13 protein-coding genes are annotated in these 20,901 nt (G+C 63.6%); 5 read left to right on the forward strand and 8 right to left on the reverse strand.

Annotated features, from left to right (window positions below):
* Positions 1–33: 33 nt before the first annotated feature.
* The 4 genes from OEZ49_RS00915 to OEZ49_RS00930 are packed head-to-tail and all read left to right on the forward strand — an operon-like array spanning position 34 to position 6,720.
* Entirely contained in the window at positions 34–1,041 is a 1,008-nt protein-coding gene (locus tag OEZ49_RS00915; protein ID WP_263386564.1) for an AAA family ATPase, read from the forward strand.
* Entirely contained in the window at positions 1,038–1,913 is an 876-nt protein-coding gene (locus tag OEZ49_RS00920; protein WP_263386565.1) for a DUF58 domain-containing protein, read from the forward strand. Before OEZ49_RS00915 ends, OEZ49_RS00920 begins: the two co-directional genes overlap by 4 nt.
* Entirely contained in the window at positions 1,910–4,678 is a 2,769-nt protein-coding gene (locus tag OEZ49_RS00925; protein ID WP_263386566.1) for a DUF4159 domain-containing protein, read from the forward strand. The genes OEZ49_RS00920 and OEZ49_RS00925 overlap by 4 nt, the downstream gene beginning before the upstream one ends.
* The gene (locus OEZ49_RS00930) at positions 4,675–6,720 is read left to right on the forward strand and encodes a hypothetical protein (protein WP_263386567.1); all 2,046 of its coding nucleotides are present in this window, start codon (positions 4,675–4,677) and stop codon (positions 6,718–6,720) included. Before OEZ49_RS00925 ends, OEZ49_RS00930 begins: the two co-directional genes overlap by 4 nt.
* Before the next feature lie 21 nt (positions 6,721–6,741).
* On the opposite strand, the gene pbpC is transcribed toward OEZ49_RS00930, so the two are convergent.
* Genes pbpC through OEZ49_RS00945 form a run of 3 tightly spaced genes read right to left on the reverse strand, consistent with a single transcriptional unit; the run spans position 6,742 to position 14,760 of the window.
* Entirely contained in the window at positions 6,742–8,721 is a 1,980-nt protein-coding gene (gene pbpC / locus OEZ49_RS00935; RefSeq protein ID WP_263386568.1) for a penicillin-binding protein 1C, read from the reverse strand.
* Positions 8,722–8,770: 49 nt separating this feature from the next.
* Positions 8,771–9,337, reverse strand: coding sequence for a putative glycolipid-binding domain-containing protein (locus OEZ49_RS00940; protein ID WP_263386569.1), 567 nt, complete (start codon positions 9,335–9,337; stop codon positions 8,771–8,773).
* Positions 9,334–14,760 carry an alpha-2-macroglobulin family protein gene (locus OEZ49_RS00945; RefSeq protein ID WP_263386570.1) on the reverse strand — a complete coding sequence of 1,809 codons (5,427 nt, stop codon included), beginning with the start codon at positions 14,758–14,760 and terminating at the stop codon, positions 9,334–9,336. Before OEZ49_RS00945 ends, OEZ49_RS00940 begins: the two co-directional genes overlap by 4 nt.
* A 134-nt stretch (positions 14,761–14,894) precedes the next feature.
* On the opposite strand from OEZ49_RS00945, the gene OEZ49_RS00950 reads away from it, so the two are divergent.
* Positions 14,895–17,117, forward strand: a complete 2,223-nt coding sequence (locus OEZ49_RS00950) for a response regulator (RefSeq protein ID WP_263386571.1) — start codon at positions 14,895–14,897, stop codon at positions 17,115–17,117.
* 2 nt (positions 17,118–17,119) lie between these two features.
* Here the strand turns inward: OEZ49_RS00950 and OEZ49_RS00955 are convergent, their stop codons facing one another.
* The 5 genes from OEZ49_RS00955 to arfB form a co-directional block, all read right to left on the reverse strand.
* Entirely contained in the window at positions 17,120–17,662 is a 543-nt protein-coding gene (locus OEZ49_RS00955) for an isopentenyl-diphosphate Delta-isomerase (protein ID WP_263386572.1), read from the reverse strand.
* A gap of 220 nt (positions 17,663–17,882) precedes the next feature.
* Positions 17,883–18,296, reverse strand: coding sequence for a c-type cytochrome (locus OEZ49_RS00960; RefSeq protein WP_263386573.1), 414 nt, complete (start codon positions 18,294–18,296; stop codon positions 17,883–17,885).
* 110 nt (positions 18,297–18,406) lie between these two features.
* A complete protein-coding gene (locus OEZ49_RS00965; protein ID WP_263386574.1) occupies positions 18,407–19,423 on the reverse strand; it encodes a P1 family peptidase in 1,017 nt (338 codons plus the stop codon).
* Between the two features lie 24 nt (positions 19,424–19,447).
* Positions 19,448–20,194 carry an SDR family oxidoreductase gene (locus OEZ49_RS00970; protein WP_263386575.1) on the reverse strand — a complete coding sequence of 249 codons (747 nt, stop codon included), beginning with the start codon at positions 20,192–20,194 and terminating at the stop codon, positions 19,448–19,450.
* A gap of 56 nt (positions 20,195–20,250) precedes the next feature.
* A complete protein-coding gene (arfB, locus tag OEZ49_RS00975) occupies positions 20,251–20,670 on the reverse strand; it encodes an alternative ribosome rescue aminoacyl-tRNA hydrolase ArfB (protein ID WP_263386576.1) in 420 nt (139 codons plus the stop codon).
* Positions 20,671–20,901: the final 231 nt, after the last annotated feature.

Raw genomic sequence — 20,901 nt, forward strand, 5'->3', positions numbered from 1 at the left:
TCATACCCATATAGTTGTCGCGGAGGGAAAACCATGTCCGAACCTGCCGATCTTATCGGGGAAATCGACGCGCTTGGAGAGAAGCTGAGGCAGGCGCGCGCGTCGATCACCCGGCGGTTCATCGGGCAGGAACGCGTGGTGGACCTTACCCTGACCGCGCTTTTGTGCGGTGGTCATGCGTTGCTGATCGGCCTGCCGGGACTGGGCAAGACGCGGCTGGTCGAGACGCTGAGCACCGTGATGGGGCTGCATGGCAATCGCATCCAGTTCACGCCAGACCTGATGCCCGCTGATATCCTGGGGTCCGAGGTGCTGGATACCGCCGAGGACGGCAGCCGCCATTTCCGGTTCATTCCCGGCCCGATCTTTTGCCAGCTTTTGATGGCGGACGAGATCAACCGGGCCAGCCCGCGCACCCAGTCGGCGCTGTTGCAGGCGATGCAGGAAAGGACCGTGACGGTCGCGGGCGAGAATCGTTCGCTGGGCACCCCGTTCCATGTGCTGGCGACACAGAACCCGATTGAGCAGGAGGGGACCTATCCGTTGCCAGAGGCGCAGTTGGACCGGTTCCTGGTGCAGGTCGACGTGCATTACCCGGACCGCGCGACGGAACGCGAGATCCTGCTGGCCACCACTGGTGCCGAAGAGGCCGAGGCGCATCAGGTGATGACACGGGACGAGTTGCTGGCAGCGCAGGTTCTGCTCAGGCGGATGCCGGTAGGCGAATCGGTGGTCGAGATGATCCTGGATCTGGTGCGCGCGTTCCGGCCCGACGAACCCGGCGCCAGTGAGCGGGTGCGTGACACGGTTGCATGGGGTCCCGGACCACGCGCGGCGCAGGCGCTGATGCTGACGGTGCGGGCGCGTGCCTTGTTGCAGGGGCGGTTGGCGCCCAATGCCGAAGACGTGATCGACATGGCCCGCCCGGTGTTGAGCCACCGGATGGCACTCAACTTTGCCGCCCGTGCGCGCGGCGACAGCCTGGCGCAACTGATCGACGCGACCGCTGCCGGATTGGCCCGTACCGAGGCCGCCGCGTGAGCGCCCCGCGCGCCCTGAGGCAACGGGCCGAGGCACAGGCCGAGACCCTGCCGCCTCTTTTGGCGCGCGCGGAACATCTGGCCGGTACGGTCCTGCTTGGCGATCATGGACGCAGGCGAGCCGGGCTGGGGGATGATTTCTGGCAGTATCGCCCGGCGCAGCCGGGCGACAGTCGGCGAATGATCGACCACCGCCGTTCGGCGCGCGGAGATGTGCAATACGTGCGCGAACGCGAGTGGGAGATCGCGCAATCGGTCATGCTGTGGGTCGATCAGGGCGCGTCCATGCGGTTCACCTCTGACAAGGCGCTTGAGACCAAGGCCGATCGGGCTCGGTTGCTGAGTCTTGCGGTGGCGATCCTGCTGGTGCGGGCGGGCGAACGGGTTGGACTAACCGGAACCACCTTGCCGCCGCGGCGGGGTAACGGCCAGATCCACCGGCTTGCCGAAGCCTGGTCGCGGGATGTGGCGACCGACTATGCGCCGCCCGAGCATCGGGCGATGATCCCACATGCGCGCGCGCTGTTCATATCCGATTTCCTGGGCGACATGGCCGAGGTGGAGCTGGCCCTGACCAAGGCCGCCGACCGGGGGGTCAGGGGCGTTGTCTTTCAGGTTCTCGACCCAAGCGAGGAAAGCTTTCCCTATCAGGGGCGGACCATTTTCGAAAGCGTCGGCGGATCGATCCGTCATGAAACCCTGAAGGCAGGTGAATTGCGGGGCCGTTACCTGGAGCGGCTCGCCGAGCGGCGGGATGCCCTGACCCACCTTTGCCGTGCGACCGGGTGGCAACTGGGCCTGCACCATACGGGTGACAGTGCGCAAACTGCCTTGCTCTGGCTGTGGCGCGCGCTGGATGGAGGCACGCGATGACGGTGCTGGGCGGTATCGGTTTCGCGTCGCCCTGGTTGTTGACCGGGCTTCTGGCGCTGCCGATCTTGTGGCTGATCCTGCGTGCGGTGCCGCCGGCGCCGATCCGGCGTATGTTCCCGGCGGTGACGCTGCTGCTTGGCCTGCGCGACGACGAAAGCGTGTCGGATCGCACGCCATGGTGGCTGTTGCTGATCCGAATGCTCGCGGTCGCGGCGGTGATCGTCGGGCTGGCCGGTCCGGTCTTGAATCCTCAGCGCGAGGCGGATGGCACAGGTCCGCTCTTGCTGTTGCTTGATGCCAGCTGGGCCGGGTCGGCAGGGAGGGGTCAGCGGATGGAGCTGCTCGATACCCAACTGACCGAGGCAGGCCGGGCCGACAGGCCGGTGGCGGTGATGAGACTGTCCGCGCCAGAGGCGCCCGTGTTCCAGTCGGCGGTCAGCTGGAAAACCCGTCTTGCGGGGCTGAAGCCGGAACCATGGCAGCCGGGGGCTGCGCAAATTGCTGCGGCTGTGGAAGACATCCGGTCGGTCTCTGGCGGGTTTGATACGCATTGGTTGAGCGACGGTTTGGATTTCGACGGGCGGGAACAGGTTTTGTCGGCGCTTGCCGACCGCGGCGATGTGACGGTTTTTCAATCGCCCGACCCGGTGATTGCACTGCGCCCGGCGCAATACGCTGACGGTGCAATTCAGCTTTCGCTGGTGCGGTCCGCTGGTGGCAGCGAGCGGGTGCAGGGGGTCGTCGCGCTTGGCCCCGATCCTTCGGGCACCGTGCGGGTACTGGAACGGGCCGAGGTTGGTTTTGACGTCGAGGCGACCGAGGCAACGATTGCCTTGTCGCTCCCCTCGGAACTGCGGGCGCGGATCACCCGGTTTGAACTGGAGGGCCAACGCTCGGCTGGGGCAGTGGCCTTGACCGATGACGGTTTGCGCCGGCGCGAAGTGGCCCTGTTCGCGGGGCGTCAGGACCGCGAAGGTTTGGAGCTTCTCTCGCCGCTGCACTATTTGACCCAGGTTCTGGTCCCGACCGCTGATTTTGTCGACGGCGCGCTGCTTGACGTGCTTCCGGCCAATCCGGACGTGATCGTTCTGGCCGATGTCGCGACGTTGGCGCCGCCCGAAACCAGCGCCCTGATCGAATGGGTCGAAAACGGGGGCCTGTTGCTGCGGTTCTCGGGGCCACGGATGGCGGCCAGCGACATCGGCCGGGATGAGAGCGATCCGCTCTTGCCGGTGCGCTTGCGCAGCGGCGGGCGCACCGTGGGCGGCGCCATGAGCTGGGGCGAAGCCAAGACACTTGCGCCTTTCGCGGAGAACTCTCCATTTTACGGGCTGAAAGTGCCGCCCGACGTGACCGTTTCGACCCAGGTTGTCGCGCAACCCGATCCCGATCTGGCGGACAAGGTCATCGCGGCGTTGAGCGATGGAACGCCCCTGGTGACGCGCAAGCCCCTGGGGCTGGGTCAGGTGGTTCTGTTCCATGTGACGGCAGACGCCGAGTGGTCGTCGTTGCCGTTGTCGGGGTTGTTTGTCGAAATGCTGGACCGGTTGGCGGTGTCGTCCAGCGCCAAACAGGTCGATGCCGAGGCGCTGGAAGGCACGGTTTGGAGCCCGGTCCGAGTCATGGACGGGTTTGGCCAACTGGAAGAGGCGGGCAACCTGCCCGGGGTCGATGGGGTTTCGCTGGTGTCCGATCCGCTTGGCCCTGAAATCAGACCGGGCATCTACAGCAACGAGAAACGGCGGCTGGCCCGCAATGTGCTGCGGTCGGACACGACACTGTTGGTTGCCGAGTGGCCGCCGTCTGTTCCGGTTGTCGGTCTTTTGATCAAGGCCGAACGGCCGCTTGGCGGCTGGCTGTTGTCCTTGGCGCTGATGCTGTTGGCGGTTGATATCGTGGCGTCCCTGGCCTTGTCGGGTCGCCTGGGGGCCTTGCGCCGGGCCGCCCCCCTGATCGCGGCGGTGTTCGTTTTCACCCCCGATGCGCAGGCGCAGACCGCCGAAGCGACGGAACGCTTTGCCCTGGAGGCGACGCATGAAATGGTGCTGGCTCATGTGTTGACAGGCAACAAGAGCGTGGATGACGTCGCCTGGGCGGGCCTGTTGGGACTGTCGCGCACGCTCTATTACCGCACCTCGGTGGAACCGGCCGATCCAATCGGTGTGGATCTGGAGCGGGATGAACTGGCGTTCTTTCCCATGCTTTACTGGCCGGTGACGCCGGATCAGCCAGCCCCGTCCGAAGCCGCCTATGCCCGGCTGAATACCTATCTGCGTCTGGGTGGCATGATCCTGTTCGATACGCGGGACGCGGATGTCGCGCGGTTTGGGTCTGGCAGCCCAAACGGCCGCAAGCTTCAGCAACTGGCCGCTCCGCTGGACATACCGCCGCTGGAGCCGGTGCCGGGCGATCATGTGCTGACCCGCGCCTTTTACCTGCTTCAGGATTTCCCGGGGCGCCATTCCGGCACCGATGTCTGGGTCGAGTCCGCGCCGATGGACGCGGAACGGATCGAAGGCATGCCGTTCCGAAACCTCAATGACGGGGTCACGCCCGTGGTGATCGGCGGCAACGACTGGGCTGCGGCCTGGGCGGTGGACCGCGATGGCCGCGCGCTTTTGCCGGTGGGGCGGGGCCTGGCCGGGGAACGCCAGCGCGAGCTTGCCTATCGATTTGGTATCAATCTGGTGATGCATGTGCTGACCGGAAACTACAAATCGGACCAGGTGCATGTGCCTGCTCTGCTGGACAGGTTGGGCCAATGACCGGAAGTCTTCTGTTCGATCCTTTGGTCCCGCTTGTCCTGTTGATCGTTCTGGCGGTGCTGACCGTGCTGGGTGTGGTGCTTGCGCTTTGGCGCGGGTTGTCGGGTTGGGCGTTGAGGGGGTTGTCGGCCCTGGTGCTGCTGGCGGCACTGGCAGGCCCGGTCTGGCAAATCGAAGATCGCGAGCCGCTGACGGACATCGTTCTGATGCTGGAGGACGAGAGCGCGAGCCAGACTGTATCGGACCGCCCGGAGCAGACCCGTTTGGCAGCAGATCGTATGGCCGCCGAGATCGAGAAACGGCCCAACACGGAGTTGCGCCGGATTCGCGTCGGTGATGGCGAGGGCGACAGCGGCACGCGTCTGATGTCGGCCTTGTCCGATGCGCTGAACGAAGAGCCGCGCGCCCGGATCGCCGGTATCATCGCCCTGTCCGACGGGCAGGTTCACGATACCGACCGGGCCCCCGACCTGCCTGCGCCGCTGCATCTGTTGTTGTCCGGTCGCGAGAGTGACTGGGACCGTCGCTTGGTAGTCAAGAATGCCCCCGCATTCGCCATCATCGGCGAGCCGGTCACCCTGAGCCTAAGGATCGAGGACAATGGCGCTGTCCCTGATGTTGTTGGGCCGATGGCCGAGCTTCGGATATCGGTCGATGGCGGTGAGCCGGACAGATTGAGCATTCCGGTGGGGCAAGACTTCGACCTGCCGATCACCTTGCCGCATGGCGGGCGCAATGTGATCCAGTTTCTGGTGCCGGTGGCCGATGGGGAACTGACCGACCGCAACAACTCCGCGCTGGTCCAGATTAACGGGGTTCGTGACAGGCTGCGGGTGCTGCTGGTGTCGGGGCAGCCGCACCCGGGCGGGCGCACCTGGCGCAATCTTCTCAAGTCCGACAGTTCCGTCGATCTGGTCCATTTCACCATCCTGCGCCCGCCGGAAAAACAGGACGGTGTCCCTGTGGACGAACTGAGCCTGATCGCCTTTCCGACCCGGGAACTCTTCCTGGAGAAGATCGACGATTTCGACCTGATCATCTTTGACCGATATAGGCGGCGGGGAATACTGCCCGCGATCTATCTGGACAATGTCGCCAACTATGTGAATGGCGGTGGCGCGGTTCTGGTGGCGGCGGGGCCAGATTTTGCCACCGCCGACAGCATTTATCGGTCGCCGCTGGCGCCGATCCTGCCAGCAGAGCCGACGGCGCGCGTCATCGAAGAGCATTTCCGCCCGGAGGTATCCAAGGACGGCGCGCGTCATCCCGTGACCTCAGGCCTGGACGGCGCGGGCGAATGGGGCGGTTGGCTGCGCCAGATCGACGTTCTGCCCCGGTCCGGACATGTATTGATGAACGGTGTCGAGGAGCGTCCGCTCTTGGTGCTCGACCGGGTGGGCGAGGGGCGCGTGGCGCTTCTGGCTTCGGATCACGCCTGGCTCTGGGGACGCGGATACGAGGGCGGCGGCCCGCAGATGGAGCTGTTGCGGCGGCTGGCGCATTGGATGATGAAAGAGCCCGAGCTTGAGGAAGACGCGTTGTGGGCAGAGGTTCAGAACCAGACCATGCGCATCATTCGTCGGACGCTTGAGGCCGATGTGGGCTCTGTCACGGTCACCAGACCGGATGGCACCACCGACGAAATCCCGCTGGCCGAGGTGTCGCCGGGCCGGTTTGAAGCCTTGTATGCGGGTCCCGAAATAGGTCTCTACAAACTCAGCGAGGGCGGCAAGACGGCAGTTGTCGGTCTGGGTCCTGCTGCGCCGCGCGAGTTCGAGGCGACCATCGCGACGCAAGAGGTTCTTGCGCCGCTGATCGCGCCGCTACGGGGCGGGGTTTTTCGAATGGAGGACGGTTTGCCGACAGTGCGCAATGTGCGCGAAGGGCGGCCTGCCTCGGGGCGCGGGTGGTTGGGTCTGACGCCTCGGGAAACCTATCAAACCCGCAACATTCGGCAAACGCCGCTGGCTCCGTCCTGGTTGGTTTTGCTACTGTCTACGGGGTTCCTGATTGCCGGTTGGCTGAGAGAAGGGCGCCGATAGGCCCTTGCCGGACCGGGGCCGTCAGCGCAGCGTGACGGTGGCCCGGTCCGCCTGCCCCTTGGCGTCGAGGACCAGCAAGGTGGTGAAACCGCGACCCGTGACCGGCATGGCGATTTCCCTGAGCGGCGATTTCGTCACGACCGGCTCTCCGTTAACCAGGACCGAGAATGGGGCCGCTCCCCCACGCAGCTTCAGCGTGATTTCACCGTCTTCGGCAGAAAGCGCCGCGCCGTCGGGCGGAAACAGCAGTTGCGGCGCGTTTGGGATCTCGTCGAATGCGGCGTTGCGTGGCCGAAACCGCTGCAACGGTGGTGGCAGTTCCGCCGATCCCAGAAGCAAGGTCGCGGGCGGGGGTGGGGGCAGCGGAGAAAAATCCGGTTTCAGCCGCCCGAATGCCTCGAACAGAACCGGGGCGGCGACGTCGCCGCCGAATGCGCCGGGTACCGGTGTTCCGTCGGGGCGGCCTAGCCAGACACCGATGACATGGTTCCCGTCATAGCCGATTGCCCAGGTATCCCTGTGCCCGTAAGACGTGCCGGTCTTGTAAGCCAGAACACCTTGCCGTGCACCCGGCGGCGGGATCAGTCCGGCCAGGATGTTGCCCACCTGCCAGGCAGCCACATCCGACATGATGCGCCCGCTGGTTGTGCGCGGCTGCGTCCGGTCATACCACAGCAGCGGCCCCTGGCCACCCTGCGCCAGACCGGCGTAAAGCTGTACGAGATCGTTCAGAGATATTCCGACACCCCCCAAAGCAACGGCAAGTCCGGGGCTGCCCGATGGCAGCCGCGCGGATGCGCCGCCGCGCGTCAGTGCGGCCATCAGACGGACAGGCCCCATTGCCTCCGTCAGTCGCACCACGGGGATGTTCAGCGACAATTGCAGTGCCTCGCGCACCCGGACCTCGCCGCGAAACTGGCCGTCGAAGTTGCGGGGGGCATAGCGGCCGAACATGACCGGGCTGTCCTGAATCAGGGTTTCGGGATGTGCCAGCCCTTGATCAAAGGCTAGCCCATAGACAAAGGGTTTCAGCGTCGAGCCCGGCGACCGCAGTGCCCGAGTCATGTCGACAAAGCCCTGTCGCGCGGGCTGGTAGGCCGGGGAGCCGACCGAGACGAGGATTTCGCCGGTTTGGTGGTCGGCGGCCACCAGCGCCGCCGACACCCGACCTCCGGCCTTGCGGGCGGCCTCGGCCACCAGCGCCTCCATCCGGCGCTGTATGTCAGCGTCGAGCGTGGTGTCGAACTGCCGCGCTGTGGGATCCTCCGCGCGCATCCGGTCGGCCAGGTGCGGGGCCAGTTGCGGGAACCCGTGCAGCGCCGTTGGTAACGGTTCGGACAGAGCTGCACGGACATCTGCGGTGGAAAGGATGCCCTGTTCGGCCAACCGGTGCAGCACACGGTCACGGGCCGATTTCGACGCATCCATGTTGCGGTCGGGGCGGCGGGCCTCTGGCGCCTGTGGCAGTGCCACCAGAAGTGCTGACTGCGCTGCGGTCAGCCGCCGCGGCTCCTTTCCGAACCAGGCCAGCGAGGCTGCGCGCACGCCTTCAACATTGCCGCCATAGGGGGCATGCTGGAGGTAGAGCGACAATATCCGCTCTTTCGGCAATCGCCGTTCCAGGGCCAGGGCGACGCGGATCTGCCGCAGCTTTCCGGCCCAGCGGCCGGTCGGCCCGTCTTCGATCAGGCGCGCCACCTGCATGGTGAGCGTCGAGCCGCCCGAGACTGTCTTTCCGTGCCGCAGGGCCTGTCCGGCCGCGCGCAGCATTGCCAGGGGATCGACGCCGGAATGGTGGTAGAAGCGCTTGTCCTCGTATCGAACCAGCATGGCGACAAACCCGGGATCGACCGGACCGTGATCCAGCCGCCAGATGCCGTTGCCGACCTGATAGACCCGGAGCAGCTTGCCGTTCCGGTCGCGCATCTCGACGCCCGTGTCTGCGAGGACCGGCGGCAACACGGTCGCGTCGATCCAGGCATCCAGGCGGTCGCGCGCCATCGCGCCCCCCCACAGGAGGACAGCGCAGGCCGCGAGCCATATGTGTGGCCTAGGCACCATCGACCCAGCCATGCCAAAGCCCCGGATAGCCGGTGACAAAGCCGCTCGCGTGAACCTCCAGTTCGGCGCTGAAGCCGGGGGAGGTGTAGCGCACCCGGCTATCATCCAGCCGGGTATAGACCTGATCGAGCCGGGCAACGCTGCCGAGATCGGGTTTGAGCCAGGCAGCGGGGACCTGCATTTCGCCGTTGCAGGCACAGCCCAGGCGCCGCAGCGGCAGCAGATTGGTGGCGGGTGTAAAGCTCAGGTCCAGATCGGTGCAGTCGGAGGTGTCCGGTTGCATCACATCATTCAGCAACCATCCATGTGCGGAGCGGAGAAGGCGCAGCTCTATCCGGCGCCCCGCCTGTTCGCCCGCCACGTCCGCCGAAAGGCTATGCCCGTCGGATCCGCAGCGGATGTCGTAGCTGAGTACCGTATCCTCATCCTCGCTGCGCCAATGCGCATGGCCCAGCAGCATCCAGCCCTGTGCCGCCTGCCACAGGGTGCAACGGTCGGACCCTTCGCAATCGAGCCGCCGCCAATGGGCGACGGCGATTTCGCGTTTGTCGGTCATTGCGTCACTTGTATGCGGTCGGCTTCGGTCCTGGCCCTGAACTGCGGGCGGTACATGTCCTCGACCGAGGCGGCGGGGCGGTGGAACATGCCGGGGCTGACCGCGCGCGCGACATAAGCCAGCGTCACCGGGCGAGCGCCGAAACTGTCGACAGCGGCGAGAAAGCGGTCGCTGCGGAATTCGGCATGAGAGGCCTCGTCCATCGACAACCAGTCGAGCGCGCGCACATCGCCCGAGCGCAACAGCGAAGGATTGTCGATCTCGAATCCGGCCGGGAGGGGATCGTTGACCATCAGGCGCCCACCGGTTGCCTCGTGTGGCGACACGGTCAGAACCGTGACAAAGCGTTCGCCTACTGCGAACGTGTCGCGGTTTATCGGCGCACCATCCATCGTGTAGAGGGCGCGGGTAATGGTATAGCCCATGCCGCCCGCCGGTGGGGCAACCTCGGGCACCCCGATGGTGGTCAGCGTAATGTCGGTTGCCTTTGCGTCAGACGCAGTGATGTTCAGAACATCGGTGCTGCCGCCATCGAGAACCTGAACAAAAGGCCCGTCGACCGGTGCGCCATTGACCCGCAAACCCGATTGTTCCGGGACCTTGACCAGCGCTTGTGCGGCCAGCAGCGCCCATGCCGCCTCTTGCGTGGACATCTGGCCCGCAGGCCGGTCGATCCGGGCCAGCAGCGCGTCACGGTTCACCACGGCGCTGCCCGCCTCGGCGGCAAGGGCCAGCAAGCCTGCGGCATCGCGCAGGTTGGTGCCATAGTCCGCACGCCAGACCGCATCCTCGACCCGCTGACCTGCTACCATACTTGCGGCGCGGGAGAACATGGCGTCGGCACGGGTCTGGTCGCCGTAATATGCAAGTGCGGCGCCAAGCTGTGCCGCCGCCAGCGGTGTTGTGAAGGCGCCCGCCTTGACATCCGCATAGTAGCGCAGGTCGCCCATGGCGGCTGCCCCTTCGCGGGCCAGCACCATCAGCGCATAGGCGATATCCTCACCACCCTCGTCGAAATCGGGGGCATAGCTGATGCGGTTGCGCAGGTTGTCCATCGCCATGGCAAAGGCACGGTCGGGGACCGTGTGGCCCGTTGCCCGGGCACGGCTGAGGAAGTCCGAGGCATAGGCATCAAGCCAGAAGTCCCCGCTTTCCGCCCGCCAGAGGCCGAAGGCGCCGTTTGACGCCTGCCGTGTCAGGATACGCCGGATCGCGGCGTCTATGCGGCCTGTGACCTGCGGGCCATGGCCAAGGCCCGCGGCCTCGGCCACCGCGCTGAGGTACAGGAGCGGCATCGCCTGCGAGGTCACCTGTTCGGTGCAGCCATAGGGGTAGCGGTCGAGAAGGTTCAACAGGCCCGGCGCATCGAACTTGGCCAGAGGCCCGGCGGAAAGGATTGCCCGGGCAGACCCGGGCCGCAGCCCGGTGAAGACATCGCCCGAGAACAGGAAACTGTCGCCAGCCCCCAACGCAAAGCGGCGGGTTTGCGCCACCACAGGGTCGTTGGATCGCACCGCCAGCGTCAATGTCTGGCTCAGTTCACGCCCATCCGGGGTGACCAGGCTGACGTCGATTGTCGGATCACCGATTGCATTGGCCGATACTGGGATTTCGAAAACCTGCTTGGCGCCGTCCACCAAGGTGAAACGCCCCGGCTGCACGCCGATGTCCAGCCCGCCCGTTGTCGTCAGAGCCAACTCCATCTCTCCGGCCGGGCCGTCCGCATGTGTCACGTCGAGGAGAATCCGGCTGCTGTCGCCGGGGGCGAGGAAACGCGGCACGGTTGCCGTGACGACCACCGGGTCGCGCACGATCATGTCACGCTCGGCCTGACCGATGGCGCCTTGGGACCAGGCCACCGCCATCAACCGTACGGTGCCGTTGAAGGCCGGCAGGCGGATATCGACCTGGGCACTGCCGTCGGCGCCGACCTCGACGGGTCCGCTGAAGGCGGCCATCAGCTCTTGCGTGGGCGGCGGCGATTGCATTCTGAGACCGTTGTCTGCGTCGCCCCCCGAACGTACTGTTCCAAGCGCACCGTTCATGCCGTCGATCAGCCGGCCATAGACATCGCGCAATTCGACACCCAGCCGGCGCTGGCCGAAGTAGTGGCCTTGGGGGTCTGGGCTTTGGAATCCGGTCAGGTTCAGGATACCCAGATCGACGGCGGCAAGGGTCAGCCATGCCTCTTCGCCCGGCTGTGCGCCCTCGACCTTGATGCGCACCTGCTGGGTGCGGCGGGGTTCGGCGATTTCGGGGGCGTCGATGGCAACGGCCAGTTTCTTGCCGACCGGTTCGACCTTGGCATGGGCCAGACCCAATGCGCGGGCCGGGTTCTGTCCTGCTGCTACGTCCATCGGGCGGATAACGGTCGCGGTCACATAGGCACCGGTGCCCCAATCGGGTGTGATCGCCAACGGAATGACGGTTTCCCCGGCTTCGACCTCTATGGCTTGACGCGAAATGATCCGGTCGGACATCACCGAAACCAACGCCGTTCCAGCGGCGCGCGGAACAAGGCGCAGACGCGCGGTATCGCCTGGTCGATAGCTGTCGCGGTCCAGCGACATCTCCAGCCGGTCGGGCGTGGCCGAGGCATCGGCTGCCTGGTACCAACCGGCGTAAAAATCAACCGAGGTCGCGACATAGCTGCCGTCGACCCGTTCCACCACCAGTTCGTATTCGCCCCATTTCACTGGCTGGGATAGCGACAGGGGGTCATTGCCAAGGGTCGCCTCGCCCGTTGCGATGCGGGTACGGCGGGTGATCGGCTCCCAGTTCCAGTTGCCGTAAAGCTGGTACCATTGATAGCGGGTCTCGACCCGGTTCAGGGTCCATTTCACCTGCATCGGTTCCGGGGTCAGGCCGGGGGTCAGCCCGATGACCTGAAACGCGGCGTCGGTGCCTTCGGCGACCACGTCTTCGAACAGGGGTTTGATGCCGATCACCGGAGTTTCGGGGGATACCGGCACCGTCAACCGCCGTTCGACCGGGCGGGCAGAGCCATCGGCCAGTCTTGCGATCACGGTGGCTGTCAGGGGCTTCCCCTCGGCATCCAGTGATGGGATGTCGATCGCAAGCCGGGCCTGGCCGCTGGCATCGGTGCGCTCGCCCCCGAAATAGCTGCTTTGGGTCGAGACATAGGCGTCATGCCGACCAAAGCGGTAGCCGGGCCAGGCTTCGATGCCCTCGGAGGCGCTGAGCAGCACCTGCCCGTCTATTGTCAGATCCGAGCCGGGGGCGCCGAAAAGATAGCGCGCCTCGATTGAAAGCGGTGGGTTGTCGCCAGGAAAGACCGGTGTATCGGGCAGCGACAGGGTGAAGTCGATACGTTCGGGCAGGAAATCTTCGACAAGCAGGCTCTGGCTTGCCAATGCGGGCCCCTTGGGGTCGGTCTTGATCTCCAGCCGCCAGGTCCCGCGCGGCGCGCTGGCGCCGACTGTCAAGGCAAAGACATGGCCGCCGGCAACGCCGCCGCCCGACACCTGGCGCGTGTACTCGACGCCATCGGGGCGGCTCAGGATCGCGGTCAGCGGCAGGTCCTCGATTGCGCGCGTGGTGCTGTCGCGGCTGAGCACGGTGGCGTTGATCGTCTCACCGGCGCGATAGGCGCCCCGGTCCGTGGTCAGGAATACATCCACCGGGCCCGATGGGTTGCGCCCCTCGACACCTCGGTCGGACAGGTCAAAGGCCGGATCGGTCAAGGACAAAAAGCCGATATCGTTATCGCCCATTGCGGCGAGGATCAGGGCAGGGGATGCGGACCCCGTTCCTCGGGTCAGGCCGGGGTCGAAACGGGCATAGCCCTCGTCATCTGTCGTGGTGGTGCCCAACACCGCGTTTGCGCGCGAAATCAGGGTCAGGTCAACGCCGCCGCGCGCTGCGGCGTCCGACAGGCCACGCACGGTGACGTGCAGGCCATCGTTGCCGGACACACTGGACAGGCCCAAATCGGACAGGACAAACCACTGCGTCGACCCCGGATCGTCATAGGGATCGACACCAGGAATCCGGGCGGTCAGCGCATAGATACCCGCCGGTTGCCCTTCAATCGCCTCGGACAGCGGCAAGCGTGTGGTCATGTCGCGGTTCAGATCGTTTGCGATTGTTGCCGCGCCGGTCCAGACCTCCTGCGCGATATCCGCTGCAAAGCTCTGATCCTCCCAATAAGACAGCGGGCGGCCGAAATATCCATCTTGCACAGCGCGCAGAAGGTTGCGGTCGCTGACGCGCCGCAGGGTGAGATCAAGCGCGGTGGTGTTTACCGTTTCCACGGGAATGGCCGCATCCGCTGCTTTGGGCAAGACATAGGACCGGCCCGGAAAGCGCACGGAGGGGCTGCGGTCGCGGACATAATGGGTGAGGGTCACGTCCTTCCACAGGGTTTCACCCGAAGCGTCGGGGAGTCCCTTGCGCAGCGTCACCCGGTAACGTTGTCCATGCTCGACCCCGTCCAGACACAACTGGTTGCCGTCAGCTTGGACCACCAGAGCAGCATTTGGAACTTGCACGAAAGGTTCATAGTCCACTCCGGATCTGGCCAGCGGTTCAGAGAACTGCGCGCAGATGCGTGGCAGGGCGCTGTCACTTTCCACCGTGCTTTCGACAACCCGAAAGCCGTATTTTGCGATAGCCGACTCGAGCGCCGCCAGGATGTCCGGGCGTGGCTGAACATCCACGGCGAGCCGCAGCGCCGCCACCATGTCGCGTCCCCGGCCGATGCGTCCAAGGGCATTGGCCATGGAGTCAAGCGCATTGACCTCGGTTCCGGGCTGATCCGCGCGCAAATAGGCGTTGGCCGAAGCAAGGAGCGCCCGACGCCGGTAGTCGCGCTGGGCGCCGCTGTCATTGCTGCGGATCGCCAGCAAGAGGCGGGCATACTCGGCCCATAGGTCAGTGCGGTCAGACAGGGAAACAGCCGCCCCGGCCCAGCCCATCGCCTCTGCCGGAGTAGAGGCCGCGCGCATCGCATCCAATACTTGATCGAGTTCCAGATCACCTGCCGGGTGGCGCAGCCCAAGCGTACGCGCAAGGTCGGAGGCGGCGGTCAGGTCCGAGGTCCCGAGAAACTCCAACCCCGCCACACGCGCCTGTGCCCTGTCCACCACGGCCTGCGGTAGGGGCCACTTCTGGGCCGAGATCGCGCCCTGGTAGGGGGTTTGCTGGCTGACGCCTTTTTTCGGAAAGCAGGCGTTAGAGCGGGCATTGAACGTGAACGCCCCGCAGGCGCGGTTGACGTCGCATGCCCGCACGCAAGATGGCAGGTCGGTGTCAAACAACGCATCCAGATCCTCGCCGAAAAAGTCCATGTCGCGGGTTACGACATAGCGGAAGTCCGGGATCGCCTGTTGTGCGCCAGCAGACGTCACCTCCGAGAAAAGCGCAAAAAAAGAAAGAATTAGTAAAAATCCAAAACGTCGCATTCCGACCTCCTGTTTGGCTCAAGGGTCGCATGGGCGCGCGGGACTTGGCAAGGATTCCCGGCCGACCGACTTTAAGCCCTTTTTCACGGATCTGTTCGATGTTGGCAGCCAGGTTGTGTTGAGGACTGTCACGAATGAGCCTGGTCAACAAGCTTGCCGAGGAGCGTCGCGCTCGCCTGGCTGCCGAAAGATTGTTGGAACTGAAACAGGCAGAATTGTCGGCTGCCAATCGTAAATTGGGTCGGCATGCCTTGGCCCTGACTAGGCAGATCGGCGAAAAACAGGCCGAAGTGGCCACTGTCCGGGACGAAAACGAAAAGGTCAAATCGGATCTGACCGTCGCAAATGCCAAGATTGAGGTGGCCGAGCGCCGGTTATGGCATTCCATTCAGACCATTGAGGATGGTTTTGCCTTTTTTGATGCTGAAAGTCGGTTGATCGGCGCAAACACAGCCTATCTTAACGTGTTCGACGGGCTGGACGAAGTGGCGCCCGGGATCACCTACAAGCGCATTCTGCAATTGATGGCCGAGGAAGGGATCATAGATACCGGCTCATTGTCGTGCCAGGATTGGCAAGGCATGATGCATGATCGTTGGGTTTCGCCGTCTCCGGAACCGGTCGTATTGCGGCTGTGGAACGACCAATATGTCAAGATGGTGGACCAGCGCGGGCTGGGCGGCGATGTGGTCAGCCTGGCGCTGAACATTACATCGACGGTCCGGTACGAGGCCGAGTTGCGCGCCGCTCGGGAAAAGGCCGAAGCGGCAAACCGGGCCAAATCCGCCTTTCTGGCCAATATGAGCCACGAGATTCGGACCCCGATGAACGGAGTTGTCGGTATGGCCGAGCTCTTGTGCGACACGGTTCTGGACGAAGAGCAGAAACTTTATGCCAACACGATCAAAAGCTCGGGCGAAGCGCTGTTGGTGATCATCAATGACGTTCTCGATTACTCCAAGATCGAAGCGGACAAGATGACGCTCCATCCCGAGCCCTTTGATCTGGAGCGCTGCATTCACGAAGTGACGATGCTGATGCAGCCCACCATCAGAAACAAGGCGCTGTCCTTGGTCATCGACTACGATCTTTTCCTGCCTACCCTCTTTGTTGGCGACCCGGGGCGGGTCCGCCAGGTTCTGACAAATCTGATCGGCAACGCGGTCAAATTCACGTCCGAAGGGCATGTGGTCATCCGCGTAACCGGAGTGCCGGATCCGGTTGTGGGCCGATGCGCTATCCATGTCGCGATCGAAGACACCGGGATTGGCATTCCGAAAGCGAAACTTGGCCACATCTTCGGTGAATTCAATCAGGTCGAGAATGACCGCAACAGGCAGTTCGATGGCACCGGGCTGGGGCTGGCGATAACTCGCAGGTTGATTCAGATAATGGGGGGCACGGTCTGGGTCGAAAGTGAAGAGGGGCGCGGATCGTGTTTTGGGTTCCGGGTCACCTTGTCGATGAGCGACGAGCAGCAACCCGTACTGCCGAGTTTTCCCAAGCAGTTGCGCAATGTGCTTGTTGTCGACCATCTGGCCGTGAACAGAGAGATACTGAGTCGGCAGCTTTCGCAATTATCTGTGAGCGTCATTTGCTGCGCTTCGGCGGCCGAGGCATCGCAGAAGATGGACGACGAGGTCGATCTGGTGCTCTGCGATTTTGACATGCCGGCCATGGATGGTCTGGAACTGACGCAGAAACTCAGGAACCGCGGATGGGCGGAGATACCGGTGCTCTTGCTCTCCTCCAACCCGGCGTCGGTCCAGAACCATCCGGGTCGGGGCCACGTTCAGGGAATATTGCAAAAACCACTTCCAAGGGCGGAACTGTTCGCGCGCCTGTCGAAACTTGTCAGCGGTCAGCCGACACAGGCAATACCGTCGTCGCCGGAACGTGAAAGCAGGGAAAGCGATCTACCAGAGAGTGACACTGTACCTGTCGCTCGACGAAAGATGAGGATACTGGCGGCAGAAGACAATCGGACAAACCAATTGGTTTTCTCCAAGATGCTAAAATCGCTAGACATTGATCTTCGCTTTGCCAGCAACGGCTTGGAGGCGTTGGAGGTCTGGCGAGAGTTTCGCCCGGATCTGATCTTCATGGATATCTCGATGCCCAAGATGGACGGCAAGCAGGCGACCGTCGAAATCCGTCGGCAAGAGGCCGGAACCGGCCGACACGTTCCAATCGTCGCGCTGACCGCGCATGCTATGACGGGTGATTCAGAGGGCATTCTGGCGGCAGGGCTGGATCACTATTTGACGAAACCATTGCGCAAGGATTTGATTCTCGCGCGCATCCTGGAATCGCAGCCAAGCGACTCTTTGCCAATCTGTCCTGGAAATGCGACCTGACCCTAGGCCTTGGCCGAGATTATCAGGTCCGGGCCGAAAATTGTATCCGCATGATGGTGCAGGTATATCTTGAGCCATGGGGTGAACTTTTCGGGGTACCGTTTCACCTCGGCCAGCAGATCGTGATACCCGATCCAGCGGATCTCCATCACTTCGTCCGGGTTCGGGTTGAGTTCCAGCGGCCCCCTGACATGTGCCAAAAAGACATCGACGACCTCGTTCTCGACCATGTTGTGGCCGACATCCGCGTGATACTCAAGCCGATGGCGATACTCGGGATACAGCCCCGTTATTCCCAGCTCTTCCCGCAGGCGCCGCACTGCACAGGCGGATGCGCTTTCATCCCAATCGGGGTGCGTGCAGCAGGTGTTCGCCCAAAGCCCGGGTGTATGGTACTTGCCCAGGGCGCGGCGTTGAATCAGGATATCCATACCGCGCACGGCGAAAACGGATACCGCCTTGTGCTTCAAACCCTTTTCGTGCGCTTCCAGCTTGTCCACCGGGACAAGCGCGCCATCGACCCAGGCCGGAATTAGGATACCCATACCATCCCCATGTCGACAACTCCTGCATGCATGATATCCGTCTGTATTCAGCGCGGGGGCCGATCCGGCCAAGAAAGGGTGTGTTGCTCGGCATTTGAAGCGATGCGGGCATCCCTTCGATTTACCGCCCTGCCAGAGTGAAAGTGTTCTGGCTTACATTCAATCGTATAAAAGGCCGCAGTCTGATACTGCGGCCTTGATCAATAAAAAGTGGTACGGCTTACTCAGCTGCCAGGCTCTGAAGATAGGCAAAGACGTCTTCGTTGTCTTTCTTCAGCTTGAACGTCATCTTCGATTTTGCGGCGGTGTCGTCCAGATAGGTCTTCAGGAAACCGGCGGGATCCATGGTGAAGGCGACAAACGTCTCTTCGTCCCAGACCAGCCCTTTTTCACCGGCGGCCATCAGGCTGTCACCGTACTTGAAACCTTCGGCACTACCCGCGGCGCGACCAACGACGCCATACAGGTTCGGACCGGTCTTGCCGCCTTTGACGATGGACTCGCCGTCCGGCGTCTCGATCATGTGGCAGGATTTGCATTTGTTGAACCCTTTTTCGCCTTTCTCGGCATCGCCGGAGGCCATGGCAGGCACGGCAAGGACACAGGCGACAACGGTGGCAACGATGCGGTTCATGATGTGATCTCCATGGATTTCGGTTGCGCCAAGAGAGACGTCAGTCTTGCCATGAGTCAACTGTCCGAATGTCTTATTCAGGCACTGTGTCGCACCTGATCACGGGCCTTTTACCCGGTTCGCCTGGAATGCCAGCACGGTAACAGATCTCCGGCTGCGGGACGCGCCAGATAGACGGCGCGGGCAATCGCCCGCGACAGGCATACCGCCGCCGCGTGCCCTATAAGGGTAAGATCGCGCTCGGGGGCATTCATCGGGCGGTCACCGGTCGAAAGAGAGAAGACCAGATCGCCGTCACCGGGGGAATGGGCGGGGACGGTGGCCCGTGCGATGCCGTCATGCGCCGCGATTGCCACGCGCTGACACTGCGCCTTGCTCAGGTCGGCATCGGTTGCGACGACGGCAATTGTGGTGTTGGCGCGCTCTTCGGTGCGGCTGCGCATGGCCTCAACCTTGCGGCTTTCCAACTGGCGGCCCAGGCCCATGTTGGTGTCGGGGCCAAGCCCGCCGAATTCACCGTCTATCTCGAACGGCGCGGCCCAGAAATGCCTATCGCCGGGGGTCGTGACGCTGCCCATCGGGTTGGCCGCGACCAGCGCCCCCACCGTTGTGCCATCCGGCAAGACCAGAGAGGCGGAGCCAAGCCCCCCTTTCAGCATTGCCGTCAGCGCTCCGGTTCCTGCCCCAGCGGTGCCTAGCGAGAAGTCTTCTGCGGCGGCGTGGTATGCGGCCCGCCCAAGGGCGCGATAGGGGTTTTCGGTCCAGTCCTTTTGTCCGCCATTCAGCAAGTCAAAGATGATGGCCCCTGGTACGATCGGGATCACCGCATCACCGACGCGAAAACCGCGCCCTTCGGCCCGCAGGGCATCCGAGACGCCCGAACAGGCATCCAGGCCATAGGCAGAACCGCCCGACAAAACCAATGCGTCCACGCGCGCCACCGATTTGTCCGGAGCGAGCAGATCGGTCTCGCGCGTCCCCGGTGCGCCGCCCATCACATGGACCGAGGCCATGAAAGGCCGGTCCGCCGTCAGGACGGTCGCGCCGGATTTCAGGGCTTCGTCCTCGGCGTTGCCGACCTTTAGGCCGGGCACGTCGGTGATCAGGTTGCGAGCGCCTGGAATCATGGTTTGCAGGTCCTTTCCAAAGACTCAGATACAGCGGCCGCCGTCGACTTCCATGGCGACGCCGGTGATCATGCTGGCCTCGTCCGAGCAAAGGAAACAGGCGGCGTTGCCCATGTCCTGCGGTGTCGAAAATCGCCCGAGCGGGATCGTCGCCAGAAATTTGGCACGCATTTCCGGGGTGTCCTCGCCCATGAAGGATTTGAGCAGGGGCGTTTCGCCAGCAACCGGATTCAACGCGTTGACGCGCACGCCTGACGGAGCAAGCTCGACCGCCATCGTTCTGGTCGCGGTGATCATCCAGCCCTTTGAGGCATTGTACCAGTTCAGCCTGGGGCGCGGTGAAACACCGGCGGTGGAGGCAACGTTCAGGATCGCGCCCTTGCCGCGATCCTTCATATGCGGAACAAGCGCGCGCGCGGTCAGAAAGACCGACTTCATGTTGACCCGGAAAACCCTGTCGAAATCCGCCTCGCTGACATCTTCCATAGGCGACGGCAGGTGTGTGACGCCTGCGTTGTTGACCAGAATGTCCACATGTCCGAAGCGCCGCAAAGCCGCCGCCGCCATCGCATCGACCGAGTTGCCATCGGACACGTCGACCTGGTGGGCAAAGGAGTCGCCATCCATTTCGGCCGCCGTTTTCTGCGCTTGATCCATGTTGATGTCGGCCACCATCACCTGGGCGCCTTCGGATACGAACTTGGCCACTATGCCCGCGCCAAAGCCCTGCGCGCCGCCGGTGACGATAGCGGTCTTTCCGTTCAGTCTCATGTGCTTGCTCCCTCTCCGCTGGCGTTACCCTAGCACCGGATCAAGGCGATGCCAGCCTATTCGTCACCCACCTTGCCGCGCAGTGACTTGACTTCGCCCCGGGCTTTCTTGACATCCAGGCGCCGACGGATCGACCCTTTGGTCGGCTTCGTGGCGATGCGGCGTTTGGGAACGAACAGGGCGCGCACGATGAGTTCGACAAGCCGTTCGCGGACGATCTCTCTGTTTCGCGCCTGGCTACGGGTTTCGTCACATTGCAGCAAGATTGCGCCTTCGTTGGTCCAGCGCCGACCGGCAATCCGTTTCAGCCGTGCCTTGACCGGTTCAGGCAGCGAGGGAGAGCGCGCCGCCTCGAACCGGAGTTCAACGGCTGTCGAGACCTTGTTGACATTCTGTCCACCCGGCCCCGAGGCACGGATGAAGCTTTCGCTCAGTTCCCAATCGTTGATGGCGATATCGTCGGTAACGTACAACATGGCGCGACAATAACCGTGCGGCGGCGCATGAAAAAGGCCGCCCGTGGGGCGGCCTTTCGAAAGTTCAGGAAGCTGTGCCAGTGGGCCAATAAGCTCGACCGGGGCGGATCACCGCCAAGGACTGCCTTGACCGGCGCCTGCCCTAGGTTCCGACACCTCTCTCCAATCCCTTTCTCGACACTGGACCACCTCCTTTGCTTTGCTGTTGAACTCACCTTCAGCGTGCCACAG

It is taken from the genome of Ruegeria marisflavi (genome assembly GCF_025673445.1).
Classification (GTDB): domain Bacteria; phylum Pseudomonadota; class Alphaproteobacteria; order Rhodobacterales; family Rhodobacteraceae; genus Ruegeria_B; species Ruegeria_B marisflavi.